Here is a 24,219-nt window from a genome sequence, read left to right as displayed (position 1 = left end):
GGCGTATCACATAGAGAGAAACTGCATAAAAAATCGATAAAAGCCGTTTTTGCCCCCGGAGGCTGGTGCGTTTTGGCAACAGCGGTTATGCTGCTGATTCTGCTAAGGGCTTGCGATTCCCCAGGTGACCATGCGGGCTGGGCAGTTGAAAAAGGTGTCTGCAATCAACTGCATAGCTATTCAATCCGCGGTTGCAATGATTGCGCTCGATCAGGAAAGGTTTTGTATCAGTTTGCGATACAAGTTCAATTCTATGATTCACCCCTGTTTTGGAGGAAGTTACGGATGGTCACCCAACGTAAAAAGTGGTTATCGGGTGTTGTTGCCGGCCTGCTGATGGCCGCGTCCGTCACGGCGTCAGCCGAGGAAAAAACGCTGCACGTCTATAACTGGTCCGACTATATTGCGCCGGACACCTTAGCCAAATTCCAGAAAGAAACCGGCATTAAAGTGGTGTACGACGTCTTTGACTCCAATGAAGTGTTGGAAGGCAAACTGATGGCGGGCAGCACCGGTTATGATCTGGTAGTGCCTTCATCCAACTTCCTTGAGCGCCAGTCGAAGGCCGGTATTTTCGAGCCCCTCGACAAGAGCAAGATGCCGAACTACAAAAATCTTGATCCCGAAATGCTGCAGTTGGTGGCACATAATGACAAGGACAACAAGTACGGTATCCCTTACCTGATGGTGACCACCGGCATCGGCTATAACGTCGACAAGGTGAAGGCGGTGCTGGGCAAAGACGCGCCGGTCGACAGCTGGGATCTGATCCTCAAGCCAGAGAACCTCGAGAAGCTTAAAAGCTGTGGTGTTTCCTTCCTGGATGCGCCGAGCGAGGTTTACGCTACCGTGCTGCACTACCTGGGCAAGGATCCCAACAGCACCAACGCAGCGGATTACACCGGTGCGGCCAACGATCTGCTGCTTAAGCTGCGGCCGAACATCCGTTACTTCCACTCTTCCCAATACATCAATGACCTGGCGAACGGCGATATCTGCGTAGCGATAGGCTGGTCCGGTGATGTGATGCAGGCGGCCAACCGCGCCAAAGAGGCGAAGAACGGCGTGAACGTGGCCTACGCCATTCCTAAAGAAGGGGCGCTGACCTATTTTGACATGTTTGCCATGCCGGCAGATGCCAAAAACAAGGACGCCGCCTACCAGTTCCTGAACTTCCTGATGAAGCCTGATGTGATGGCCGGCATCAGCAACTACGTCTATTACGCCAACGCGGTGAAGGACTCCACTCCGCTGGTGAAAGCGGAAGTGCGTGATAATCCGAACGTCTACCCACCGGCCGATCTGCGTGCCAAGCTGTTCACGCTGAACGTGCAGTCGCCGAAGTTGGATCGTGTGATTACCCGCGCCTGGACTAAAGTTAAAAGCGGACGCTAGTACTCAGGGCCCAAAATGCCGGGCCCGGCTTTCAGTGTTGTCTTGACCAGCAGGCGGGGCTACCCGCCTGCATTGCCATTTTGGGCCATGGCAATCGCCGTGGTTTTTTGTACTGTTTGCACCGGAGAGCACCCCGATTGAACGACGCTATCCCTCGTCCTCAAGCCAAGTCGCAGAAGGTCTTCACCCCTCTGCTGGAAATCCGTAACCTCACCAAAACCTTTGACGGCCAAAATGCGGTCGAAGACGTTAGCCTGACCATCTACAAAGGCGAAATATTTGCCCTGCTGGGCCCCTCCGGCTGCGGCAAGTCGACGCTGTTGCGCATGCTGGCCGGTTTTGAACAGCCGACGGAAGGGCAAATCGTACTCGATGGGCAAGACATGTCGCACGTGCCGCCATACCAGCGGCCGATTAACATGATGTTCCAGTCCTACGCCCTGTTCCCGCACATGACGGTGGAGCAAAACATCGCTTTCGGCCTGAAACAGGACAAGATGCCGCGTGGGGAAATCACCGAGCGGGTCGCGGAAATGCTGTCGCTGGTCCATATGCAGGAGTTTGCCAAACGCAAGCCGCACCAGCTTTCCGGCGGTCAACGCCAGCGTGTGGCGCTGGCGCGCAGCCTTGCCAAGCGGCCAAAGCTGCTGCTGCTGGATGAACCAATGGGTGCGCTGGATAAAAAACTGCGTGACCGTATGCAACTGGAAGTGACGGACATTCTTGAGCGCGTCGGCGTGACCTGCGTGATGGTCACCCACGATCAGGAAGAGGCGATGACCATGGCAGGCCGTATCGCCATCATGAATCGCGGCAAGTTTGTGCAGATCGGCGAGCCGGAAGAGATCTACGAACACCCGAACAGCCGTTTCAGCGCCGAGTTTATCGGTTCGGTGAACGTATTTGACTGCGTGCTGCAAGAGCGTCAGGACGATGCCCTGATCCTGCAAAGCCCCGGTTTGCGTCATGCAATCAAGGTAGACTCCGACGCCTCGGTGGTGGACGGGGTGCCGATCCAGGTTGCGTTGCGACCGGAAAAAATCATGCTGTGCGAAGAGATCCCGGAAGATGGCTGCAACTTTGCCGTGGGGGAGGTGGTGCACATTGCCTACCTTGGCGATTTGTCGATCTACCATGTGAAGCTGCTCAGCGGCCAGATGCTCAGCGCACAATTGCAAAACGGTCACCGTTTCCGCAAAGGGATGCCGACCTGGGGCGACGAAGTGCGGCTGTGTTGGGAAGCCGACAGCTGTGTCGTGTTAACGGTGTGAATGGCGAAGGTGAGGAATAATCATTATGACAATGCTTGCTGAACGCACACCGCCGGAGCCGCCGGCCAACGGGCCCGGCCCGCTGAAAGCCTTTTTCCAGCGCCTGCAAATGGCCCACGGTCGCAAACTGGTGATTGCGGTGCCGCTGCTGTGGCTGACGTTGCTGTTCCTGCTACCGTTCCTGATTGTGTTCAAGATCAGCCTGGCGGAGCTGGCGCTGGCGGTCCCGCCCTACACTGACCTGATGAGTTGGGCTGACGGCAAGTTGGACATCGCGCTCAACTTCGCCAATTACCTGCAACTGACCGACGATCCGCTGTATCTGGACGCCTATCTGCAGTCGCTGCAGGTGGCGGCGGTGTCAACGGTATGTTGCCTGATCATTGGTTATCCGTTGGCCTGGGCAGTGGCGCACAGCAAAGCATCAACCCGCAATATTTTGCTGCTGTTGGTGATCCTGCCGTCGTGGACCTCATTTTTGATCCGCGTTTATGCCTGGATGGGCATATTGAAAAACAACGGTATCCTTAACAATTTCTTGCTGTGGCTTGGGGTTATCGATCAGCCGCTGGTGATCCTGCATACCAATCTGGCGGTCTATATCGGCGTGGTTTACTCCTACCTGCCGTTTATGGTGCTGCCGATTTATACCGCCTTGACGCGGCTGGATTATTCGCTGGTGGAGGCCTCGCTGGATCTGGGCGCCAAACCGCTGAAAACCTTCTTCAGCGTGATTGTGCCGCTGACCCGCGGCGGTATCATTGCCGGTTCGATGCTGGTGTTTATTCCGGCGGTCGGCGAGTTCGTGATCCCGGAACTGCTGGGCGGGCCTGACAGTATTATGATTGGCCGGGTACTGTGGCAGGAATTCTTTAATAACCGCGATTGGCCGGTAGCTTCAGCGGTTGCCACCGTGATGCTGCTGCTGTTGATTTTGCCGATTATCTGGTTCCACAAGCACCAGAACAAGGAAATGGGGGGGCAGGGATGAACAACTTGCCGGTAGTGCGCTCACCGTGGCGTATCGCTATTTTGGTGCTTGGTTTCACTTTCCTGTATGCGCCGATGCTGATGCTGGTGATTTACTCGTTCAACAGTTCAAAACTGGTGACGGTGTGGGCGGGCTGGTCGACGCGTTGGTATACCGCGTTATTCCACGACTCGGCGATGATCAGCGCCGTCGGGCTCAGCCTGACCATTGCTGCCGCTTCTGCGACCGCCGCCGTAGTGCTTGGTGCGATTGCTGCGGTGGTGATGGTGCGTTTTGGCCGTTTTCGTGGTTCAACCGGCTTTGCCTTTATGTTAACCGCACCGCTGGTTATGCCGGATGTGATTACCGGTCTGTCGCTGCTGCTGCTGTTTGTGGCGATGGGGCATACGTTGGGTTGGCCGTCGGAACGCGGCATGTTCACCATCTGGCTGGCGCACGTCACCTTCTGTACCGCCTACGTTTCAGTGGTGATCAGTTCGCGCCTGCGTGAATTGGATCGCTCGATCGAAGAGGCCGCGATGGATTTGGGCGCGACGCCGTTGAAGGTGTTTTTCGTGATCACGCTGCCAATGATTGCTCCGGCGCTGGTTGCCGGCTGGATGCTGGCATTCACACTGTCGCTGGATGACCTGGTGATTGCCAGCTTCGTCGCCGGGCCGGGCGCGACCACCTTGCCGATGCTGGTGTTCTCCAGCGTGCGTATGGGGGTTAATCCGGAAATCAACGCCCTGGCCAGTTTGATCCTGCTGGTGGTGGGAATTATCGGTCTGATCGCCTGGTGGTTTATGGCTCGCTCGGAAAAACAGCGATCGCGCGAATTACAAAAGGCCGCCCGTAGCTGAGTCTGATTAAACCTGCTATTTTTGCAATTATTGGTATTGCAATTGATTACCTGACTTTATATATCTCGTTTGAATATACCCTACAGCTTTAGAGTTACAGCCAGGCGGCCAGCTCGCTCACCCCAGGCGCTTACTTAAGTAAGTAACTGGGGTGTGAGCGCTGGTAACCACGCTGCAACTTGAAAGATGAGGGTATAGACGGCGTTTTCGTTGCGGAACATGGACATGGCAGACATGCTGAACAGCAGGCAGGGAATGAGAACGACTTCAGATGCGCCAGTACCGGTGATGGTGGCCGGTACGGCGATGGTGGCTATCAAATGCATCAGCGTGCTGTTGCTGTTGGGTGAACTGGGCGTCGATGGCGCTCAGGAGTTTGTCAGCACCAGCGCCCAAGCCTGGGATTCCACCCTGATATTTTTGGCTGGTCTAGTGCTGCTGTGCCTGCAAATCAGCTGCGGTTTTGCGGTAATGCGCGGTCGCAATTGGGGGCGTTGGGTCTATGTTGCCTGTCAGTGTGCGGTGGTCGGTTATTTGCTGTTGGCGACCATCGGCAGCTTTTTGCCCGAAGTCTTTACCGTGGAGGGCGAGACCAGCGGCCAAATTCTGCACGTGTTGATCCTGCAGAAAATCCCCGATGTCGTCATCCTGGCCTTATTGTTCGTTCCTGCCACTAGCCGCCGCTATTTCGCCGCGCGCAATTGAGATTTTAAGGGCGTAGAGTGATAAACTCTGCGCCCTTAATTATTCACCCCGAACTCAGAGTCAACTTAATGCATTGCGCTTTGTATACGGCGGGCACCTGCCGTTCTTGTCAGTGGCTGGAAAAGCCTTACCCGCAGCAGCTGGCAGACAAACAGCATCACCTGCAATCCCTGCTAGCCGAACGCGACGTCGCGCATTGGCTGGCGCCGATTGCCGGCGAGCAGAGCGCATTTCGCAATAAGGCCAAAATGGTGGTCAGCGGCAGCGTAGAGCGCCCGTTGCTCGGCATGCTGCACCGCGATGGCACGCCGGTTGATCTGAGTGGCTGTCCACTGTATCCCGCCAGTTTTGCGCCCATGTTCGCGGTGTTGAAAAGTTTTATCGCCCGCGCCGGTTTGACGCCCTATAACGTGGCGCGTAAGCGCGGGGAACTGAAGTACCTGCTGTTGACCGAAAGCACCCACAGCGGCGGCGTGATGCTGCGCTTTGTACTGCGCTCGGAGAGTAAATTGGCACAGCTGCGGGCGGCGTTGCCGTGGTTACAGCAGCAATTGCCACAACTCAGGGTGATCTCCGCCAATATTCAGCCGGTGCATATGGCAATTATGGAAGGAGAGCTGGAGATCCCACTGACCGAACAGCAGGCGCTGGAAGAGCAATTTAATCAGGTACCGTTGTATATCCGCCCACAAAGTTTTTTCCAGACCAACCCAAAGGTGGCGGCCGAACTGTACGCTACCGCTCGTGACTGGGTTCGTGCATTGGGCATCGAAAGCATGTGGGACCTGTTCTGCGGTGTGGGAGGATTTGGCCTGCACTGTGCGCAGACGGATACCCGCCTGACCGGTATTGAGATCAGCGCCGAGGCGATTGCCTGTGCGCGTCAGTCAGCGAAAACGCTCGGTCTGCAACAGGTTAACTTCCAGGCGCTCGATTCCACGAAATTTGCCACCGCTGAGGGTAGCGTCCCCCAATTAGTGCTGGTCAATCCGCCACGGCGCGGCATCGGCAAGGATTTGTGCGACTATCTGAATCAGATGGCGCCCGGCTATATTCTCTATTCGAGTTGTAACGCCGAGACGATGGCGAAAGACATTGGGATGTTGCCGGATTACCGCATTGAACGCGTGCAACTGTTCGATATGTTCCCTCATACCGCCCACTACGAAGTGCTGACTCTGCTGGTACGCCACTAAAGGCGTTTTGGGCAATAAGCATACAGTTTGAAATAGGGCGTGCATACCACGCCCTGAAGAGACTTACTGCGGGAACCACTTGTCGTTGATGGCTTTGTAGGTGCCGTCGGCCTTGATGGCGTCCAGAGCGGCATTCAGCTTGGCCAGCAGCGCCTGGTTGTCCGGACGCACAGCAATACCCAGGCCGGTGCCGAAGTATTGAGCATCGGTAACGTGCTCGCCGACCGGCGCCAATTGCGGGCTATTCTTCAGCCACTCGTTGACCACCGCGGTATCACCGAACACGCCGTCAATACGGCCATTTTTCAGTTCGAGAATGGCGTTCTGGTAGCTGTCGTATGAAACGGTATTAATCTCCGGGTGCTTATCCTGCATGTATTTTTGATGGGTGGTGCCGTTCTCCATGCCAATCTTTTTGCCTTTCAGATCCGCCAGCGAGCTGAATTTGCCTTTCTGCGCAATGACGATTGCCGAGTTGGCGTAGTAAGGTTGGGTAAAGGAAACCTGCTTGCTGCGCTCTGGCGTGATGTCCATACCGGAAATCACCGCGTCGTATTTTTTGAATTTCAGGGCGGCGATCAGGCTGTCGAACGCCTGGTTGGTAAAGGTGCATTCGGCTTTCATTTGCTTGCACAGCGCGGTAGCCAGATCGATATCAAACCCGACAATCTTGTTGCTGGCATCCAGCGATTCGAAGGGGGGATAGGTGGCGGAAGAGGCGAAGCGAATGGTCTCAGCTGCACTGGCGTTGAAGGCGATGCCCGCCAATACCGTAGCGGCAAGTAATAGTTTTTTCATGCGTAAAGCTCCTGTCTGCAAGTCTGCGTGTTTTTATCTCTTCACCGCTTGATTTTACTGACAATAACCCAAAGGTTTTGGCGGCTGTTTATCGACGTTTACCCTGACATTTAATGCATTAATATGCAATATAAATGATTAAAGAATTACAACGAAAATAAAAAAGCCCTGCACGATGGCAGGGCTCCGAGACCTGAGGGAGCGGGCTCAGTTGCGGCGCTCGAATGCCAGCGCCCGACGCTCGACCATGCGCATCAACAACGTCAGCAGGCCGTTGACGCACAGATAGACCAACCCGGCAGCACCAAACACCATCACGTCATAGGTACGGCCATACATCAGCTGGCTGTATCCCATCACTTCCATCAGGGTAATGGTGTAGGCCAGCGAGGTGCTCTTGAACACCAACACCACTTCGTTGGAGTAAGACGACAGCGCACGCTTGAAGGCAAAGGGCAGCAGGATACGCAACGACTGGGCACGCGACATGCCAAGCGCTTCGCAAGATTGCCACTGACCGGCGGGGATCGCCCGCACCGCACCGTAAAACAGCTGGGTAGTGTAGGCCGCGCTGTTCAACGCCAATGCGATCATCGCACACAGCCACGGCTGCGACAGCAGATCCCACAACCACGGATATTCGCGGATCGCCGGGAACTGGCCGGGGCCGTAGTAGATCAGGAAGATCTGCACCAGCAGCGGCGTACCGGTGAACAGGGTGATATAGATTTTCACCAGCGGCGTCAGGATCGGCGTTTTCAGCGTCAGGATCACCGTCAGCACCAATGACAGCAGCAGTGCCACGATCAGCGCGGTAACGGTCAGCGTCAGACTGGTGTGCAGCCCTTTGATAATTTCCGGCAAGAACTCAAACATCAGGCTGGCCCCCGCTCAAAACGCGTGGTGCGCAGTTCAATGCGTTTGATGATGTACTGGCTGAACAGGGTCACCACCAAATAGATGGCCGCCGCGATCACATACCAGGTAAAAGGCTCCTGGGTGCGAGTGGCGATGCTCTTGGTCTGCAGCATCAGATCGTTAACGCTGATCAGCGACACCAGCGCGGTATCCTTCAGTAAAACCAGCCACTGGTTGCCCAGCCCTGGCAGGGCGTGGCGCCACATCTGCGGCATGATCAGGCGAAAGAAAATCGCTGCGGTACTCATCCCCAGTGCCTGGCCGGATTCCCATTGCCCCTGTGGCACCGCTTTGAGCGCCCCGCGCAATGTTTGTGACGCATAGGCGGAATAGAGCAGGGCGAGGGCAATTACGCCACACAGGAACGGGCTGACTTCAAAATTATCAATCGCCAGCTGGACGGGCAGCTGGAACAGGCCAAAGTTCAGGGTGAAGCCGTCGGACAGCATCAACAGCAGCTGCGATGAGCCGAAATAGATGAACAGCACCACCAGAATTTCCGGCAGGCCGCGCAACAGCGTAACCCAGGCGGTGCCTAGCCAGCTGACCACTTTCCAGCGCGATGACTCCCAGACGGCAAACAGCATCGCCAGGATCAACCCGAGGATAAGGGCACAAACGGCAAGGCCGACGGTCATCCCGGCGGCGCTTGCTAGAGGTTGAATTTCATTCATGGGGATAGATTACTGCTGGAACCATTTTTTGTAGATGGTTTCGTAAGTCCCATCCTGTTTGATCTTGTCGAGGGCGGCATTGAACTTGCCCTGCAGATCGGTATTTTTCTGGCGAACGGCAATGCCCAGCCCGGTACCGAAGTAGTCTTTGTCGGTCACCTTATCGCCTACCGCGGCCAGAGCGGCATTCTGTTTCAGCCATTCGTTGACCACTGCGGTGTCACCAAATACCGCGTCAACGCGACCATTCTTCAGATCCAAAATGGCGTTCTGATAGCTGTCGTAAGGCACGGTGGTGATTTCAGGGTGCTTATCGGTCAGGTATTTCTGGTGTGTCGTACCGTTCTGCACGCCCACTTTTTTGCCTTTCAGCGCCGCTACGTCGGCAACTTTGCCCTTCTGGGCGACAAACAGCGCGGAGTTGTCGTAATACGGTTTGGTAAACAGCACCTGTTTTTCACGTTCAGGCGTGATGTCCATACCGGCCATGACCGCGTCAAAACGCTTGAACTTCAGGCTTGGGATCAGGCTGTCAAAAGCCTGATTGGTGAAGCTGCACTCGGCCTGCATCTCTTTACACAGGGCATTGGCCAGATCGACGTCAAACCCCTGGATCTTGTTGCCGGCGTCAATAAATTCAAACGGAGGATAAGAAGCTTCGGTAGCGAAACGGATCGTTTCGGCTGCAGAGGCGGAAACGCTGATGCCAGCCAGAACGGCGGCGATTATTAGTTTTTTCATCGCAAACTCCCCAAATTACAGCAAGTAAAATTGTTAGTGTGATAAGTAATTGGCAAACTCGGTGGTCTGCGGCTGCGCAAAGTGGCTGGCATCGCCTTGTTCCACTACGTGGCCGTTTTCCATGTAGACCACGCGGCTGGCGGTTTTGCGCGCCACTTCCACTTCGTGGGTGACGATCACCTGGGTGATCCCGGTGCCGGCCAGCTCGCGAATGATGCTGACGATTTGGGCGGTGATTTCAGGATCCAGCGCGGCGGTCGGTTCGTCGAACAGCAGCACCTGCGGCTCCATCATCAGCGCACGGGCAATGGCCACGCGTTGCTGCTGGCCGCCGGAAAGGTGCAGCGGGAAACGGTCGGCAAAATCGGTCAGGCGCAAACGCTTCAGCAACTTGTCGGCACGCTCCATCGCCTGAGCCTTGGTCAGGCCAAGCACGCGACACGGCGCTTCGATCAGGTTTTGCACCACGGTAAGGTGAGGCCAGAGATTATATTGTTGGAATACCATGCCGACGTTCTGACGCAGCTCACGAATGGCTTTCTCGCCGGGGGCCTGCTTGAAGTCGAATTGATTGCCGGCGATCTGCAACTGACCCGAGCGCGGCATTTCCAGCAGGTTCAACACCCGCAGCAATGAACTTTTCCCCGCGCCGCTTGGACCCAGCAGCACTAAAGTTTCCCCTGCTGGGCAATCCAGCGTGATGTCAAACAGCGCCTGATGTGCGCCGTAATAGCAGTTGATACCGTTAAGTTGAATGCTCATGCGCCAGAATTGAATAGATATTGATGCCGCGAATGTTAACTTCCACAGAATACTTATGCAATCTTTGTGCGTTAAAATTTATTACTGCGCGGCAGGATAGTAAAAGAATAGCACAAGATACCGCGAGTCAGGTTCGAAGGGGGGATTTGTCGTGCACGCTGTGAGGTATGTAGCGAAAATTCTCAAAGTGAACGAATGTTGAGCGGAATCAAGGCATTTTTTTACCCACCGGCATCAAGCAGATGACGGTGGGGCGTGTGAGCTTACTGGTTTTCCAATACCTGACGCAGCGTCCCGCTGGCGGCATGCGGAGGCACGTTCAGATAGCGGATATCATCCACCACCCAACAGGTGCCTTCACGCACCATCAGCACCTCATCCTGCCAGTTGACCGCGCTGCCGCCGTCCTTCTGGTAGCTGAGCTGTACGCGCAATGGAATATTTTTTGCGTCGGTATTCGGGATGGTAGAAGCGCTGGCGACGGTGGCGCTGGTCGGTCCCTGCGCGTTGCCGGTAAACAGATCGCCAGTGACCTGATGTTTGCCCGGGTTCTGGTTGGCGGTCACCAGATCCTGATACAGCACTTTACTCAGGTAAGGTTGCAACTGCGCCAGACGGTTGCTGTCGGGCAGGGTGGTAGCGGCGCCCTGTTGCAGGCGCAGATCGTAAAATTTCTGTGCGACCGTATCCGGGCCGCCTTCCACACAACCGCCGGTACGGGAGCCGATATCCTTGAATGCCGGTTCGACGGTGGTGCAGGCACTCAGTAACAGCGCTAAGGGCAAAACAGCCGCAATCGTTTTTGTTTTCATCTCATTACCTTATGTGAAAGTCTCTACCATGAAGACCATTAGCCTACAGTATAAATGCGATTTCTGGCCTTGCATTCGTACTGCGTGCCATTTCAATACAGAACATAATGCCAAATCAATGGTCAGATAAGTGCGATGAATCAATCAAGCAAGGAGTTTTCATGCAGCTTTCCACTACCCCGACCCTGGAAGGGTTTACTATTACCGAGTACTGCGGCGTTGTCACCGGCGAGGCCATTTTGGGCGCGAATATTTTCCGCGATTTTTTTGCCGGCGTGCGCGACATCGTGGGCGGCCGTTCGGGCGCTTATGAGAAAGAGCTGCGTAAAGCGCGCCTGATTGCCTTCCGGGAGTTGGAGGAGCAGGCGAAAGAATTGGGCGCCAATGCGGTGGTAGGCATTGATATCGATTACGAAACCGTGGGTAAAGACAGCAGCATGTTAATGGTGACCGTCAGCGGTACCGCGGTGAAAGTCAGCCGCTAATCCTTTCTTTGCCCCCGGCCAAGGCCGGGGGCATTCGTTTATCCTACTTTGTGTTCTTCCACTTTTAGCGGGCGATGTTCCTGCGGTTTGGCCGCTGGGGCAGGGTGATGCTGTGCCTGTTGAATCTGTGGCTGATGGAACGGCGTTGGTGCGTTATGCGGCATCATGGCATTTGGCCGTGGTTGAACCGGCTGCGGGCGAAGAACGTTAGCCTTGGGCGCGACGTGTTCGACAGGTTTAACGGCCGGCAGCTGCGCCCTTTGCTGTACGCTGACAGGAGTCGGTAGATGTTGTTCACGCGTACGAGCCGGTCGGATCTCGGCCTGATGAACGGGGGCCGTGACTGTCGCTGGGTGCGGGCGCACGGCTGCCGGTGTTGAATGAGCGAAACTCGGCAGGGTCATTGGCTGCTGAACATGGGCGACCGGTGTCATCGCATGGGGCGCTGGCGTAGCTGCATGGGCAAAGTTCGGCGCCGTCATCGGCTGGCGTTCATTGGCTGCGACGGGCGGCGTAAAATGTGGCTGTTGCAGGTTGGCAACCTTAGGGGCTGCATAAGGCGTTGGTGCGGCAAAATGCGGCACCTGATTGACTGGCGCATTGTGATAGTTATTCACCGTGGTGCTGCGATTCACATTATTGTATTGGTTGATATTGGTGACACGGTTAATCACCGTGGTGGAGTGCGAGATATAAGGCGTATTGTTATAGACCACCGGTTGACGCCGATCATTCCAGCGCACGTCCCAGCTATGCCAGTTGTCATGATGCTGATTGATCAATGCCCCGACCGCGACACCCACGCCAAAACTGATCACGCCTGCCGCCAGCATATCGCCACTGCTATAGCCTGAGGCACTCTGATAGTGATAGCTCGGGTAGGCCGGGACAGGTTCGCCATAGGCCACCCAGGGATCGTAACGCGGCACGTAAACCACATCCGGTTGGCTGGGCTCGATGACAATGGTTTGCGCCGGCGCAACCACGACGCTTTGCGGATAGGGTTGCGGTTCAACGTAACGGGTTGCAGGCGTGATGACCACCCTTTGCTGCGGCGACGTTTTCAGCGTGCCTTTGGCGGCGGCACGTTGGCGCATGACCTGAATGGCGTTCATCACGTCGGTAGGGTCGTTGAGATAAGCGCTGCCCAGCGCGGTGGTCCAGGGAATATTTTTAGCCATCTGATCCAGCACGTCAGGAAATTGTACCAAACCGCGTACGCTGGGGTCCCAGGGTTGAGCGCCAGCGGCTGCGGTGAGCGCGGCCGGTTGCAGCCCCCGGTTTTGCGCCAGCCAGTTATCCGCCGCGCTGATTTGATCGGGATAACCCGCACCGGCCAGTACCTGCGCCAACAGTTTGTCAGGAAAAAGCGCCACCGGGCTGACCAGTTGATACAATTGATCGGCACTCAGTGGCGTATAGGTTGATGCTGCCGCGGGCGTGGCCACAGCAGGCGCGGTTCCCCCCATGGTATTGGCTACCGTTTTTTGGTCACAGCCGCTGAGCGGCAGCATGGCGATGCAGATCAGCCAGGCGACAGGGTTGAGCTTGAACATGAGCGACTCACTTTTATCAGCGCAGGTAATACTATGAAGCTATCATCTGCCATGGAGTCCGCCAGCGCGGCGCAACACTCACTTGCACATCTGGCCTCTCTGTCATCATTTATTGATTAACTTGATTATTGGATACAGATTAATCAATTTGAGTTACAAATTTGAGCCGCTCGACGGCAGGAGGGATTCGTGAAAATTTGGCCAGGGATATTTGTTGCCGCATTGCTTGCCGGCTGCCAAAGCGCACCGCAAAGCACCACCATAGACCGGGGCGACTATCAGTTGGAAACCCTGCATCAGGCGCAGGGAGCAGACCAGCGCATTCGTTTTCTGGTGATGCATTACACCGCAGAAGATTTCCATTCCTCGCTTAAAACCCTGACGGATGAACACGTCAGCGCGCACTATCTGCTGCCCGCGCACCCGCCATTGGTACAGGGCAAACCGGTGGCGTTTCAACTGGTGCCTGAAGCCCTGCGCGCATGGCATGCCGGGGCCAGCACCTGGCGCGGCAGAACCAACCTGAACGATACCTCGATAGGGATTGAAATAGTCAATCGCGGATTCAACCGCACCCTGCTGTTTACCCATTGGCAGCCCTTCACGCCACAGCAAATAGCCCTGTTGATCCCGCTGAGCCGCGATATCATTCAACGCTATGGCATTCAGCCGACGGACGTAGTGGGGCACAGCGACATCGCGCCCCAACGCAAGCAGGACCCGGGTCCGTTATTCCCCTGGCGGCAACTGGCGCAGGCCGGTATTGGCGCCTGGCCGGACGAGCAGCAGGTGCAGAGGCTACTGGCCGGCCGCGACAAGCAGGCGGCCGTGCCCCTGGCCCCCTTGATCGAAAAGCTGGCGCGTTACGGTTATGGTATTGACGCTCGGTGGGATGTCAGGCAGCAGAAGAACGTGCTGGCGGCGTTTCAGATGCATTTCCGGCCCAGCGATTATCGCGGTGAGCCGGATGCGGAGACGGAGGCGATCGTTGATGCCTTGCTGTTGAAGTACGGGGCAGCTCGCTAATTAAAGGCCGTGCAGTTTACCGTGTTCTTTTAGCCAGCGAGCGGTGCGGGAAATGCCTTCATCGAGCGAAACTATCGGCCGGTAATCCAACTCCTGCTGGGCACGAGTGGTGTCCAGCGTCAGATCAAAATTGAGCTTGGCGACCCCATAGTGGGTCAGTACCGGCTCTTTCTCGCTTTTGCTGCCGAGTTTCTCCATACCGCGCGCCATCATATCGAGCATGGGATAGGGCACAGAGCGGATCCGGCACTTCATCCCCAACTCGTCAATTAACTGCTGCACCACGCTGTGCAACTGACGTGGCTGCTGATTGGTGATGTTATAAGCGCGGCCGGATGGGGTATTTTCTTTCTGGGTGGCCAGCCACATGGCGTGCACCGCGTTTTCCAGATAGGTCATGTCCACCAGTGCCGCGCCGCCGCGTGGCAGCAGCAGGTTGCCGTAGCGTTTGATCATCTGCAACAGGCGCGGCAGCATCACTTTGTCATGCGGCCCGAACAACCCCTGAGGGCGCAGGATGGTGAAGTGGGTTTGCGGGTTGGACATCGCCAACTGCTGGATCACCTGTTCACCGGCGGCTTTGCTGCGCGCAAACTCGTTGGCATAGCGCGCGGGGCGGAAGTCTTCGGTAATGTTGCGATGGTGATGGTAATCGAAGTAGATCGCCGGCGAAGAGATATGGATAAACTGCGAAACGCCGTAGGCCGCTGCCCACTCGCCCAAGCGACGGGTAGCGCGCACGTTGGCCAGTTCGAAGGCTTCTTCGGTGCCCCATGGCGAGGTGAAGCTGGAACAGTGCCACAGCACGTCCACGTCGGCCAGCATGGCTTTGGCCTGCGATGAGATCAGGTTGGTGAGATCGGCATGAATGAATTCCGCGCCCATTTTTTCCAGCAGACTGCCCATGGCCTGGTTGCGGCCGGTGGCACGCACTTTAATGCCCTGGCGGCGGAGATATTCAACGGCGTTACGGCCTAACCCACTGGTTGCACCGGTGACCAATACCTTCATAACGAACTCTATTCTCACCAAAAATCAGAATGCTGACGGCCTTCAGCGGCGTTCCAGCAAATAAGATGCCATTCTTCCGTTATTTCGTGCGCTATGCAATCGGAAAGGCCCTAACCGCAGCAGTAAACTGTGCGGTTGATCGACAAATAAGCGATGGTCAGGACATATTGCGCGGGTTCTCTTCGGCCAGCCTGGCGATACGGCGCGCCATACCGCGAAAAATGAACAGGTGAGCGGGCATCATGGCGAACCAATACAGCAGTCCGCTAAAACCGGCAGGGTGCCACCAGGCACGCACATCCAGGGTGCGGTGGTCGCCATGATCTTTGATGGTGAACACCAGCCGGCCCAACCCCGGTGCTTTCATGCCGAACAGCAACGCCAACTGCCGCAGTGGTTTAATGGTGATGACCTTCCAGCCATCGACCAGGTCGCCAATGGCCAACGTCTCACGCTGGGGGCGGCCATAAACCACGCGATTGCCGATCATGTCGTCCATGCGGGCACGGATTTTCCACAGGATATTGGCGTAAAAATAGCCCTCTTTCCCGCCCAGTTGCTGCACCGTATGCCACAGCGCCTGGCTGGAGGCCTGGGTTTCCAGCGAACAGCCCGCCTGTTTCGGGTAGAAGCCATAGCCTGGTCGCCAGCGGGCTCGCGCTTCCGGATCGTAGCCCCAGTCGGCGGAGTCGACCACTTCTTCCTCGCGCCGCAGGGTAGCTGTCACCGCCTGATCGAAGGTTTGCAGCGTCTGCGGGATCAGAGCCTGTAGCGGTTTACCGTCGGCGGGAAGATCGTGGTTCAACCCCTGGATCAACGCATTGGCGATCGAGGTGGGCACCGAGGTGATCATGCTGATGAACCATACCGAGATAAACCGGGTGGGCAAGGGTATGGGGATCAGCCAGCGTTTTTTGCCGCTGATGGCAATGAAGCGTTCAAACATTGTTTGATAACTGATGTACTCCGGGCCGGCGACGTCAAAAATGCGGTTTTCTTCCGCCGGGTGCGCCAGCAGATCGGCCAGATACACCAGCAGATTTTCCAACGCGACCGGCGAAGATTTGGAACGCACCCAGCGCGGCGGGGTTAGCACCGGCAGGTTGTAGACCATATCGCGCATAATTTCGAAGGCCGCAGAACCGGGGCCGACAATGATGCTGGCGCGCAGTTCGGTGACCGGTACGCCGCTCTGGCGCAAGATCTCCCCGGTCAGCTTGCGTGCCACCAGGTGCGGTGAACTCTCGCCTTCCGGTTGCAGCGCACCGAGAAAAAAGACCTGTTTTACGCTGGCGTTGCGTAGCGCATCGCGCAGATTCTCCGCCGCCTGGCGTTCTTTTTCGATAAAGTCATCACCGTCGCCCATACCGTGGATCAGATAATAAACGGCGTCGATCTCCCACAGCGCGGCGGTCAGGGTTTCTGGTTGGTAGACATCCACGTACTGGCAGTTGACCTGCGGCCAATGCTGCTCCTGAAGCCATTCAAGGCGGCGCGCGGCGGCGGTAATGCTGTGTCCCTGTTCGATCAGGTGGGGGATCAGGTTCTGGCCAATATAGCCGCTGGCTCCAAGAACCAATACGCGTTGAGGTGTCATTAGCGCTGCCTTATGCAGTGGAAGTCGATGACAGCATGCCAAACTCAGGGTTTAAATGCACTTTTTGTGTGGTTATGCAGGCATTGCATCCACCTTAAGGCAGCGTCACACTACGCACCGTTTGTCTGTGCTAAGCCGAAAAAATATGAAACTCAATGCCGTTTGTTATGCCCTGTTAGGTCTGGCGCTGATCGCCAGTTTATTTTTCCTGCATCCGATTTGGATGTGGTGGCTGTTGGCTAACCTGCTGACGTTATTGGTGTACGGTGTCGATAAACTGGCCGCGCGCAAGGGTTGGCGTCGGGTGCCTGAAATCACGCTATGGGTGTTCGGGCTGGTGGGTGGCTGGATTGGGGCGATCGTTGCGCAGCAATTGTTCCGTCACAAAACCCAAAAACAGCCGTTCAAAAGTTGGTTTATCTTCAGCGTGGTGTTGAACGTCGTGGCAACGTTGGCGATCTGGTATTGGGTTTACGGCCGCTGGATCCTCTAAAACACGGGGCGTGTTAGCGCCCCGTTGAGGCATGCATCAGGCATGCTGCTTGAGGAATTGTTGCCACAAATCGACCACGTGCTGTAAATCCTGACGGCTGACGTCGAGGTGGGTCAAAATACGCGTCAGCGGACCGCTGCTGATCAGCACGCCGCGCTCGCGCATCCAGGGGCCCAGTTTTGCCGCCAATTCAGGGGACTGACGCAGGTACAGTACGTTGGTTTGCGCGCCCGGCTCGGCGATCTCCACGCCAATGTTTTGCAACTGCTGCTCCAGCCACTTGGCGTTATCGTGATCTTCCCGCAACCGTTCGACATTATGCTCCAGCGCATAGAGTCCCGCGGTGGCCAGAATACCGGCCTGACGCAGGCCGCCGCCGGTCATTTTGCGCCAGCGTATCGCCTGCTGAATAAAGGCTTCGCTGCCGCACAGCAACGAGCCTACCGGCGCGCCCAGCCCTTTCGACAGGCAAATGGTGAAGGTGTCGCAATACTGCACGATCTCTTTCAGCGGCACATTCAGCGCAACTGCGGCGTTGAAGATGCGCGCCCCGTCGATATGCAGTGCCAGCTTGTGTTCACGGCTGAATTGCCAGGCCTGTTGCAGGTACGCCAGCGGTAACACGCGGCCGCTGATGGTGTTTTCCAGGCTCAGCAGACGGGTTCTGGCAAAGTGGATATCATCGGGTTTAATTGCCGCCGCGACCTTGTCCAGCGGCAGGGTACCGTCCGGGTTGGCTTCAATCGGCTGCGGTTGGATGCTACCCAGTACCGCGGCACCGCCGGCTTCGTATTTATAGTTATGCGCCTGCTGGCCGACGATGTATTCGTCACCGCGCTGGCAATGGCTCAGCAGCGCTACCAGGTTTGCCTGGGTGCCGCTTGGCAAGAACAGCGCCGCCTCTTTACCGGACAGGCGAACCGCTTCCGCCTCCAGTGCGTTGACCGTAGGGTCATCGCCATAAACGTCATCACCGACTTCGGCCTGGGCCATGGCTTCACGCATAGCGGCGCTGGGGCGGGTTACTGTGTCGCTGCGTAGATCAATAAGCATAAAAATTCCTTATCCCCTTCATCTTTCAAGCCGCAGCGTTGTTGGTTGCAACTTGAAATCTATTGGGGATAGCTAATGTGAAAGAGAATGCGGTTTTCATCATAGCCAGATTTTCTGATGACAAAAGAGAAAAAATACCGGGAACAGCGATCGTTGTTCCCGGGGTGGGTCATTAACGCAACCAGTTGGTTTTTGCCAGTTCGACCACTTCGTCGCCGCGGCCGTTGATGATCGCCCGCAGCATATACAGGCTAAAGCCCTTGGCCTGCTCGAATTTGATCTGCGGCGGCATCGCCAGTTCCTGCTTGGCGGTGACGACATCGAGCAATGCCGGGCCGGGGTGCGCCAGCATTTCCTGCAGTGCGCCGTCCAGATCCGACGCTTTCTCCACGCGAATGCCCTTAATGCCGGCGGCATTGGCTATCGCCGCAAAGTCAGGGTTATGCAGGTCAGTGCCGTCAGTCAGGTAGCCCCCGGCCTTCATTTCCATGGCCACGAAGCCCAAAACGCTGTTGTTGAAGATCACAATCTTGACCGGCAGTTTTAGCTGGGCCAACGACAGGAAGTCGCCCATCAGCATAGTGAAACCGCCGTCGCCGCACATGGCTATCACCTGCTTGTTCGGTTCGGTTGCCTGTGCGCCAATCGCCTGCGGCATGGCGTTGGCCATCGAACCGTGGTTGAACGAACCGAGCAGGCGGCGCTTGCCGTTCATTTTCAGATAGCGGGCCGCCCATACCGTCGGCGTGCCGACGTCACAGGTGAAGATGGCGTCGTCGCTGGCGTACTGGCTGAGCTGTTGCGCCAGATACTGCGGGTGAATAGGCTGATCGTCATTGGCGGTGGCCAGGCCGTCCAGATCTTTGCGCGCGTTGCGGTAATGCTCCAGGGCCTTGTCGAGAAAGGCACTGTCGCTCTTGGGTTCCAACTGCGGCAGCAGGGCGGTCAGGGTGGTGTTGATGTCGCCCACCAGCGCCATATTGACCGGGCAGTGCGCCCCGATACTGCCTGGGTTGATGTCGATCTGAATGATATTGGCGTTGGTAGGATAGAAGGCGCGGTACGGGAACTGGGTACCGAGCAGCACCAGGGTATCGGCGTTCATCATGGCGTGATAGCCGGAAGAGAAACCGATCAGACCGGTCATGCCGACGCTATAGGGGTTGTCCCACTCGATATGCTCTTTACCGCGCAAAGCATGCACCACCGGTGCCTGCAACAGTTCGGCCAGCTTGACCACTTCATCATGAGAACCGGCACAGCCGCTGCCGCACATCAGCGTAATATTTTTTGCCTTGTTAAGGGTTGCGGCCAGCTTGTTCAACTCGCTCATGGGCGGCTGCACCAGCGGCAATGCCGGAGTGTGCCACACCATGCTGGCGTCTTCCGGTGCCATGCGCAGCGCCACGTCCCCCGGCAGCACAATCACCGACACCCCGCGATTGAGGATCGCTTTGCGCATGGCAATCTCCAGCACCCGCGGCAGCTGTTCCGGGTTGGAAACCAGCTCGCAGTAGTGGCTGCATTCGCGGAACAGTTCTTGTGGGTGAGTTTCCTGGAAATAACCGCTGCCAATCTCGCTGGAGGGAATATGGGCAGCAATGGCCAGTACCGGTACGTGGTTGCGGTGACAGTCGAACAGACCGTTGATCAGATGCAGGTTACCTGGCCCACAAGATCCGGCGCAGACCGCCAGTTGGCCGGTAAGCTGGGCTTCCGCACCGGCGGCAAAGGCAGCGACTTCTTCGTGGCGCGTACCCAGCCATTCGATGGTGCCCATACGGTGCAGGCTGTCGCTGAGGCCGTTAAGTGAATCGCCGGTGACGCCCCAAATGCGTTTCACACCGGCCTGTTCCAGAGTTTTGGCGATCAGCGTGGCTACGGTTTGCTTCATACTTCCCCCAAACATGATAGAAATACCCTTGATTTTCAATCGTCTGAATTCCTCGGGTATGGCTTATTGATTATTGAGCAGATGAACGTAATAAAAGCGCGCAACCGGGAAAGTGTAGAAGGGGAGTGCCAAGCCTGCTTGCCGATAAATGCCCCATCATTGGCGATGGGGCGGTAAGCGTCAGGCGAGGGTAACGTCGCCCTGCAGTTGGCAACTGCAGGCCAGCACATAGCCCTGGGCGATTTCAGCCGGTGTGAGCGTCATGCTGCTGGTGGTGGTGTAGTCGCCTTCGAGTATGCGCGTTTTGCACGAGCCGCATACCCCGGCGCGACAGGCCGCATTGACCGGCAATGCGTTGGCTTCCATCGCTGCCAGCAGCGTGCTGCCTACCGGGACGTGGTATTCACCCAACGGCCGGGCGGAGCGCAGCATTAAAGTTGCACCTTGCCCGCTATCGGTTTCCGCCGGGGTATGAAACTGTTCTTTGTGAAAGCGGGAAGCCGGCACGCCAAGCTGCAGGCACAGTTGCTCCGCCTGGGTCATATAAGGCGCAGGACCGCAGGTCATCACCCTGCGTTCGGTGATATCCGGCGCGACCTGGCGCAGCACTTCGGCACTGATCCGCCCGCTGAGATACCCTGGCTGGATATCTTGTTCGGCCACCAGCGTCAGCCGCAGTTGCGGATGAGCGGCACAAAGCTCGCGCCACTGCTCGGCGAAAATGGTATCGGCAGGGGTGCGTACGTTAAAGATTACGGCGACATCACAGGTCGGACGATTGGCCACCAGCCAGCGACACATGGAGATGATTGGCGTGACGCCACAGCCGGCAGCCAACATCAGGTAGCTGTCGGCCGGGTGTTGTTCACAGCTGAACTCGCCTTGGGCGTCAGACAGCCACAGGGTGTTGCCGGGTTTAACCTCACGCGTCAGCCAACGGGAGCCGATGCCGTCCGGCAGGCAACGTACGCTGATGCTGAGAAAACGGCTTTGGCCGGGGGAAGAAGACAAGGTATAGGCGCGCAGCGTCTCTTCGCTATTGCGAATGCTGACCAGCGCAAACTGGCCGGCTTGATAAGGGTAAAAAACGTCGCAGATCAGGTTTAACGTCCAGACGTCGGCGGTTTCCTGTCGGATCGAATGGACCTGCATACGGTTAGGACAAAGTGGGCTGGGTTGGGTCATAGGGCACCTCAAAAGCAAAGGGGCCGGCATCTGCGGCCCCAAAAAACGGGATCAACCAAGCAGGGCGTGCAGGTCCTGCTCAACGGTAGTAATCGGACGCATGCCGAACTTGTCGTTGAGGATCGCCATCAGGTTCTCGGTCAGGAAACCCGGTGCCGTCGGGCCGGTGACAATATTTTTCACCCCTAACGACAGCAGCGTCAGCAGGATGACGATCGCTTTCTGCTCAAACCAAGACAGGACCAGGCTGAGTGGCAGTTCGTTGACGGTACAACCGAGCGTATCGGCGAGTTTGACCGCCAGCATGATGGCAGAATAGGCGTCGTTGCACTGGCCGACATCCAGCAGGCGTGGCAAGCCTTCCAGGGTGCCGAAATCCAGCTTGTTGAAGCGGTATTTGCCGCAGGCCAACGTCATGATCAGGCAGTCTTGCGGGACGCTGCGGGCAAAATCGGTGAAATAGCTGCGTTCATCGCGGCTGCCGTCACAGCCACCCACCAGGAAGACGTGACGCAGTTTCTTTTGCGCCACCAAATCGATCACCGTATCGGCAGCGTTGAGCAGCGTCTGACGGCCAAAGCCGACGGTGATCATATGTTCGATTTCGGTATACTGGAACCCCTTCATGCCTTGTGCCTGGGCGATCACCTGGGTGAAGTCATCTCCTTCCAGATGGTTGACGCCCGGCCAGCCGACGATGCTGCGCGTCCAGATGCGATCGCCGTAGTTGCCGACGTTAGGATCGATAATGCAGTTGGAGGTCATCACGATAGGACCGGGGAATTTGGCAAACTCGGTCTGCTGGTTCTGCCAGCCGCTGCCGTAGTTCCCCACCAGATGTTTGAATTTTTTCAGCTCCGGGTAGCCGTGTGCCGGCAACATTTCGCCGTGGGTATAGACATTCACGTCCTGCCCTTCGGTTTGCTCGAGCAGCATGCGCAGATCTTTCAGATCGTGACCGGAGATCAAAATGGCTTTACCCGCCACCGGACGGACGTTAACCGCGCTGGGCAGCGGATCGCCATAGGCCTGTGTCTCGCCGTGATCGAGAATGGCCATCACGTTGAAGTTCATCTTGCCGATGCCCATCGCGTTGTTGAGCAGGGTATCCACATCACGCGGCTGGGTGCCGAGCCAGGCCATAAAGGCGTGATAGTCGGCGTAAATCTGGTCGTCATATTGACCCAATACGTGGGCGTGCTCCATATAGGCCGCCGCGCCTTTCAGGCCGTACAGGCAGAGCATGCGCAGGCCGTGCACGTCGTCGCCGACCTCGGCTTTATCGGTATTCAGAGCGAACTGAGCCGCCTGTTGCAGCAGTGTAGGCATATCGTCACCGGCCAACTGCAACGTAGCTAGTGGATGATCGACGCGTACGCCGGCATCCAGCAGGCGGCAACGTGCCGCCAGTGATTCGCGCAGGGTGATAGTTTCGCGTGCATAACCGATGATGCGGTCAGAATCGAAGTTGACGTTGGTCAGGGTGGAGAAGAAGGCGCGCGGGGCAAAACTGTCGATATCATGATCGACGATCCCGAGAGCCCGTGCCTGCAGCGCCCAGGCTGACAGCCCTTGTAATGCCGCTACCAGCAGATCCTGCAGGTCCGAAGTTTCCGCCGTTTTACCACACATGCCCTGGGCATAAGAGCAGCCGTTGCCTGCTGGGGTACGAATGGTTTGTTCACATTGCACACAGAACATAATCGCTTCCTTTTTTAAAGTTGCATTTTAAATGCTTGTTTAAGAGCATAGATCGGCAACCGAGGCTTAAAAAGGTTTTTATGGCGTAACCAAAGGGAAGTTTGATTTAGCGCAATTTCGCTGTGCGGATGGGAATTATTACGCTTTCCGGGGGCGGAGCCCCCGGAAAAGAGGTCAGGAGAACAGGGCGATCAGTACCGGTGCCAGCAGGCTTAGCAGGAAGCCATGCACAATCGCCGGTGGCACCATTTCCAACCCACCGCTGCGCTGCAACACCGGCAGGGTAAAGTCCATGGAGGTGGCACCGCACAGGCCCAGCGCAGAGGAACGGCTGCGTCGTACCAGGCTTGGGATCAGCATAATTGCCACCAGCTCGCGTGCCAGATCGTTAAAGAAGGCTGCGCTGCCCAATACCGGACCGTAGGCATCGGTGATCAGAATGCCGGAAAGCGAATACCAGCCAAAACCGGAGGCCATGGCCAGCCCGGCTTTGATCGGCAACCCCAGCAGCTGCGCTGCCAGCGCCCCGCCGGCCAGTGCACTGACCGTCACCACCACGGCCACCATCATGCCGCGTCGGTTAAGTACGATTTGGCGCAGGGTCATGCCGCTGTTGCGCAATTGGATGCCGACCAGCAACAGCAGGAAAATTAACGCGTATTCGCTGCCTTTATTGGCAAACTGCAACCATTGCCACTGGGTCAGGCCGAGCAGGAAGCCGCCGAGTACCACACCGCAGAGTTTGAGCGATTCCAGCGCCATATGCAGGCGCGAGGGCAGCTTTTCCTGTTTATGGCTGTTCCGCCACGGCATTTTATGTTCCAGCAGCGCCAGCATCAGCAGGCTGGCAGCGAGAATGCACAGGAAGAACACCGAGGCATACTGAAAAATCAGCACCAGATTACTGCTCAGATCTTCCAAAAACGCCAGGCTGATACCCATGAAAAACAGGATCACGTAAACCATCCAGCTCAGCAGACGGTTAATGGTTTGCAGTAACATTCTGCTGCGTAATGGAACCAGGTAACCGGCAATCAGCGGTAAGAGAATAATCAGCAGTCCTGAATACATGGTGAAGCTTACGTCCTTTGTTCGGCAGATGGCGCCAGGATG

Annotated in this window: 23 protein-coding genes; 9 read left to right on the top strand and 14 right to left on the bottom strand. The window is 56.7% G+C overall.

Going from position 1 to position 24,219, the window contains the following annotated elements; all coding sequences use genetic code 11:
- Window positions 1–285 precede the first annotated feature (285 nt).
- From potF to rlmC, 6 genes are all read left to right on the top strand, one after another.
- Window positions 286–1,395: a spermidine/putrescine ABC transporter substrate-binding protein PotF gene (potF, locus tag ACMGG1_RS16035; protein ID WP_020826078.1), complete on the top strand. Its 1,110-nt coding sequence runs from the start codon at window positions 286–288 to the stop codon at window positions 1,393–1,395.
- A gap of 137 nt (window positions 1,396–1,532) precedes the next feature.
- Entirely contained in the window at window positions 1,533–2,666 is a 1,134-nt protein-coding gene (gene potG, locus ACMGG1_RS16030) for a putrescine ABC transporter ATP-binding subunit PotG (RefSeq protein ID WP_020826079.1), read from the top strand.
- Between the two features lie 25 nt (window positions 2,667–2,691).
- Complete coding sequence (gene potH / locus ACMGG1_RS16025; RefSeq protein ID WP_020826080.1) at window positions 2,692–3,657, top strand: putrescine ABC transporter permease PotH; 966 nt, start codon at window positions 2,692–2,694, stop codon at window positions 3,655–3,657.
- Complete coding sequence (gene potI, locus ACMGG1_RS16020; protein WP_020826081.1) at window positions 3,654–4,499, top strand: putrescine ABC transporter permease PotI; 846 nt, start codon at window positions 3,654–3,656, stop codon at window positions 4,497–4,499. The genes potH and potI overlap by 4 nt, the downstream gene beginning before the upstream one ends.
- Before the next feature lie 225 nt (window positions 4,500–4,724).
- The gene (locus ACMGG1_RS16015) at window positions 4,725–5,204 is read left to right on the top strand and encodes a YbjO family protein (protein ID WP_116691166.1); all 480 of its coding nucleotides are present in this window, start codon (window positions 4,725–4,727) and stop codon (window positions 5,202–5,204) included.
- A gap of 68 nt (window positions 5,205–5,272) precedes the next feature.
- The gene (rlmC, locus tag ACMGG1_RS16010) at window positions 5,273–6,400 is read left to right on the top strand and encodes a 23S rRNA (uracil(747)-C(5))-methyltransferase RlmC (protein WP_413510696.1); all 1,128 of its coding nucleotides are present in this window, start codon (window positions 5,273–5,275) and stop codon (window positions 6,398–6,400) included.
- A 63-nt stretch (window positions 6,401–6,463) separates the two neighbouring features.
- Here the strand turns inward: rlmC and artJ (ACMGG1_RS16005) are convergent, their stop codons facing one another.
- From artJ (ACMGG1_RS16005) to ACMGG1_RS15980, 6 genes are all read right to left on the bottom strand, one after another.
- A complete protein-coding gene (gene artJ, locus ACMGG1_RS16005) occupies window positions 6,464–7,198 on the bottom strand; it encodes an arginine ABC transporter substrate-binding protein (RefSeq protein ID WP_116690833.1) in 735 nt (244 codons plus the stop codon).
- 207 nt (window positions 7,199–7,405) lie between these two features.
- Window positions 7,406–8,074 (bottom strand): arginine ABC transporter permease ArtM, encoded by a 669-nt coding sequence (gene artM, locus ACMGG1_RS16000; protein WP_129940212.1) that lies wholly within the window; start codon window positions 8,072–8,074, stop codon window positions 7,406–7,408.
- The gene (artQ, locus tag ACMGG1_RS15995) at window positions 8,074–8,790 is read right to left on the bottom strand and encodes an arginine ABC transporter permease ArtQ (protein WP_041414381.1); all 717 of its coding nucleotides are present in this window, start codon (window positions 8,788–8,790) and stop codon (window positions 8,074–8,076) included. Before artQ ends, artM begins: the two co-directional genes overlap by 1 nt.
- Window positions 8,791–8,799: 9 nt before the next feature.
- Entirely contained in the window at window positions 8,800–9,531 is a 732-nt protein-coding gene (artJ, locus tag ACMGG1_RS15990; protein WP_020826087.1) for an arginine ABC transporter substrate-binding protein, read from the bottom strand.
- A 33-nt stretch (window positions 9,532–9,564) separates the two neighbouring features.
- On the bottom strand, window positions 9,565–10,293 hold the full coding sequence (gene artP / locus ACMGG1_RS15985; protein WP_020826088.1) for an arginine ABC transporter ATP-binding protein ArtP: 729 nt from the start codon (window positions 10,291–10,293) through the stop codon (window positions 9,565–9,567).
- 263 nt (window positions 10,294–10,556) lie between these two features.
- The gene (locus ACMGG1_RS15980) at window positions 10,557–11,105 is read right to left on the bottom strand and encodes a lipoprotein (RefSeq protein ID WP_020826089.1); all 549 of its coding nucleotides are present in this window, start codon (window positions 11,103–11,105) and stop codon (window positions 10,557–10,559) included.
- A gap of 161 nt (window positions 11,106–11,266) precedes the next feature.
- On the opposite strand from ACMGG1_RS15980, the gene ACMGG1_RS15975 reads away from it, so the two are divergent.
- Window positions 11,267–11,590, top strand: a complete 324-nt coding sequence (locus tag ACMGG1_RS15975) for a heavy metal-binding domain-containing protein (RefSeq protein ID WP_020826090.1) — start codon at window positions 11,267–11,269, stop codon at window positions 11,588–11,590.
- A gap of 38 nt (window positions 11,591–11,628) precedes the next feature.
- On the opposite strand, the gene ACMGG1_RS15970 is transcribed toward ACMGG1_RS15975, so the two are convergent.
- A complete protein-coding gene (locus tag ACMGG1_RS15970) occupies window positions 11,629–13,146 on the bottom strand; it encodes a DUF3300 domain-containing protein (protein ID WP_414160855.1) in 1,518 nt (505 codons plus the stop codon).
- 189 nt (window positions 13,147–13,335) lie between these two features.
- Between ACMGG1_RS15970 and ACMGG1_RS15965 the strand changes: the two genes are divergently transcribed.
- The gene (locus ACMGG1_RS15965; RefSeq protein ID WP_262244460.1) at window positions 13,336–14,172 is read left to right on the top strand and encodes an N-acetylmuramoyl-L-alanine amidase; all 837 of its coding nucleotides are present in this window, start codon (window positions 13,336–13,338) and stop codon (window positions 14,170–14,172) included.
- Here the strand turns inward: ACMGG1_RS15965 and ACMGG1_RS15960 are convergent, their stop codons facing one another.
- Both ACMGG1_RS15960 and ACMGG1_RS15955 read right to left on the bottom strand, forming a co-directional pair.
- Window positions 14,173–15,183: an NAD-dependent epimerase/dehydratase family protein gene (locus tag ACMGG1_RS15960; protein WP_020826093.1), complete on the bottom strand. Its 1,011-nt coding sequence runs from the start codon at window positions 15,181–15,183 to the stop codon at window positions 14,173–14,175.
- Between the two features lie 157 nt (window positions 15,184–15,340).
- Window positions 15,341–16,780: a DUF2867 domain-containing protein gene (locus ACMGG1_RS15955; RefSeq protein ID WP_142815564.1), complete on the bottom strand. Its 1,440-nt coding sequence runs from the start codon at window positions 16,778–16,780 to the stop codon at window positions 15,341–15,343.
- A 145-nt stretch (window positions 16,781–16,925) separates the two neighbouring features.
- On the opposite strand from ACMGG1_RS15955, the gene ACMGG1_RS15950 reads away from it, so the two are divergent.
- The gene (locus tag ACMGG1_RS15950; protein WP_048761815.1) at window positions 16,926–17,273 is read left to right on the top strand and encodes a DUF1294 domain-containing protein; all 348 of its coding nucleotides are present in this window, start codon (window positions 16,926–16,928) and stop codon (window positions 17,271–17,273) included.
- Between the two features lie 36 nt (window positions 17,274–17,309).
- Here ACMGG1_RS15950 and ltaE read toward each other — a convergent pair whose 3' ends face one another.
- From ltaE to ACMGG1_RS15925, 5 genes are all read right to left on the bottom strand, one after another.
- A complete protein-coding gene (gene ltaE / locus ACMGG1_RS15945) occupies window positions 17,310–18,326 on the bottom strand; it encodes a low-specificity L-threonine aldolase (RefSeq protein ID WP_414160854.1) in 1,017 nt (338 codons plus the stop codon).
- A 172-nt stretch (window positions 18,327–18,498) separates the two neighbouring features.
- Window positions 18,499–20,220: a ubiquinone-dependent pyruvate dehydrogenase gene (poxB, locus tag ACMGG1_RS15940; RefSeq protein WP_020826097.1), complete on the bottom strand. Its 1,722-nt coding sequence runs from the start codon at window positions 20,218–20,220 to the stop codon at window positions 18,499–18,501.
- Between the two features lie 180 nt (window positions 20,221–20,400).
- Window positions 20,401–21,405, bottom strand: a complete 1,005-nt coding sequence (gene hcr, locus ACMGG1_RS15935) for an NADH oxidoreductase (RefSeq protein ID WP_262244458.1) — start codon at window positions 21,403–21,405, stop codon at window positions 20,401–20,403.
- Window positions 21,406–21,456: 51 nt separating this feature from the next.
- On the bottom strand, window positions 21,457–23,106 hold the full coding sequence (hcp, locus tag ACMGG1_RS15930) for a hydroxylamine reductase (protein ID WP_414160853.1): 1,650 nt from the start codon (window positions 23,104–23,106) through the stop codon (window positions 21,457–21,459).
- A gap of 174 nt (window positions 23,107–23,280) precedes the next feature.
- Window positions 23,281–24,177, bottom strand: coding sequence for a lysine exporter LysO family protein (locus tag ACMGG1_RS15925; protein ID WP_414160852.1), 897 nt, complete (start codon window positions 24,175–24,177; stop codon window positions 23,281–23,283).
- Window positions 24,178–24,219 lie beyond the last annotated feature (42 nt).

The sequence above is a fragment of the Serratia sp. BNK-12 genome, assembly GCF_047456085.1.
Classification (GTDB): domain Bacteria; phylum Pseudomonadota; class Gammaproteobacteria; order Enterobacterales; family Enterobacteriaceae; genus Serratia; species Serratia liquefaciens.
Note: the sequence above shows the minus strand (reverse complement) of the source record. Positions and strands in the feature narration are given on the sequence as shown.

Excerpts from the sequence above, each read along its gene's own strand:
- potF (WP_020826078.1), top strand. The coding sequence starts at position 286 with ATGGTCACCCAACGTAAAAAGTGGTTATCGGGTGTTGTTGCCGGCCTG.
- potH (WP_020826080.1), top strand. The coding sequence starts at position 2,692 with ATGACAATGCTTGCTGAACGCACACCGCCGGAGCCGCCGGCCAACGGG.
- potI (WP_020826081.1), top strand. The coding sequence starts at position 3,654 with ATGAACAACTTGCCGGTAGTGCGCTCACCGTGGCGTATCGCTATTTTG.
- ACMGG1_RS16015 (WP_116691166.1), top strand. The coding sequence starts at position 4,725 with ATGGCAGACATGCTGAACAGCAGGCAGGGAATGAGAACGACTTCAGAT.
- rlmC (WP_413510696.1), top strand. The coding sequence starts at position 5,273 with ATGCATTGCGCTTTGTATACGGCGGGCACCTGCCGTTCTTGTCAGTGG.
- artJ (WP_116690833.1), bottom strand. The coding sequence starts at position 7,198 with ATGAAAAAACTATTACTTGCCGCTACGGTATTGGCGGGCATCGCCTTC.
- artM (WP_129940212.1), bottom strand. The coding sequence starts at position 8,074 with ATGTTTGAGTTCTTGCCGGAAATTATCAAAGGGCTGCACACCAGTCTG.
- artQ (WP_041414381.1), bottom strand. The coding sequence starts at position 8,790 with ATGAATGAAATTCAACCTCTAGCAAGCGCCGCCGGGATGACCGTCGGC.
- artJ (WP_020826087.1), bottom strand. The coding sequence starts at position 9,531 with ATGAAAAAACTAATAATCGCCGCCGTTCTGGCTGGCATCAGCGTTTCC.
- artP (WP_020826088.1), bottom strand. The coding sequence starts at position 10,293 with ATGAGCATTCAACTTAACGGTATCAACTGCTATTACGGCGCACATCAG.
- ACMGG1_RS15980 (WP_020826089.1), bottom strand. The coding sequence starts at position 11,105 with ATGAAAACAAAAACGATTGCGGCTGTTTTGCCCTTAGCGCTGTTACTG.
- ACMGG1_RS15975 (WP_020826090.1), top strand. The coding sequence starts at position 11,267 with ATGCAGCTTTCCACTACCCCGACCCTGGAAGGGTTTACTATTACCGAG.
- ACMGG1_RS15970 (WP_414160855.1), bottom strand. The coding sequence starts at position 13,146 with ATGTTCAAGCTCAACCCTGTCGCCTGGCTGATCTGCATCGCCATGCTG.
- ACMGG1_RS15960 (WP_020826093.1), bottom strand. The coding sequence starts at position 15,183 with ATGAAGGTATTGGTCACCGGTGCAACCAGTGGGTTAGGCCGTAACGCC.
- ACMGG1_RS15955 (WP_142815564.1), bottom strand. The coding sequence starts at position 16,780 with ATGACACCTCAACGCGTATTGGTTCTTGGAGCCAGCGGCTATATTGGC.
- ACMGG1_RS15950 (WP_048761815.1), top strand. The coding sequence starts at position 16,926 with ATGAAACTCAATGCCGTTTGTTATGCCCTGTTAGGTCTGGCGCTGATC.
- ltaE (WP_414160854.1), bottom strand. The coding sequence starts at position 18,326 with ATGCTTATTGATCTACGCAGCGACACAGTAACCCGCCCCAGCGCCGCT.
- poxB (WP_020826097.1), bottom strand. The coding sequence starts at position 20,220 with ATGAAGCAAACCGTAGCCACGCTGATCGCCAAAACTCTGGAACAGGCC.
- hcr (WP_262244458.1), bottom strand. The coding sequence starts at position 21,405 with ATGACCCAACCCAGCCCACTTTGTCCTAACCGTATGCAGGTCCATTCG.
- hcp (WP_414160853.1), bottom strand. The coding sequence starts at position 23,106 with ATGTTCTGTGTGCAATGTGAACAAACCATTCGTACCCCAGCAGGCAAC.
- ACMGG1_RS15925 (WP_414160852.1), bottom strand. The coding sequence starts at position 24,177 with ATGTATTCAGGACTGCTGATTATTCTCTTACCGCTGATTGCCGGTTAC.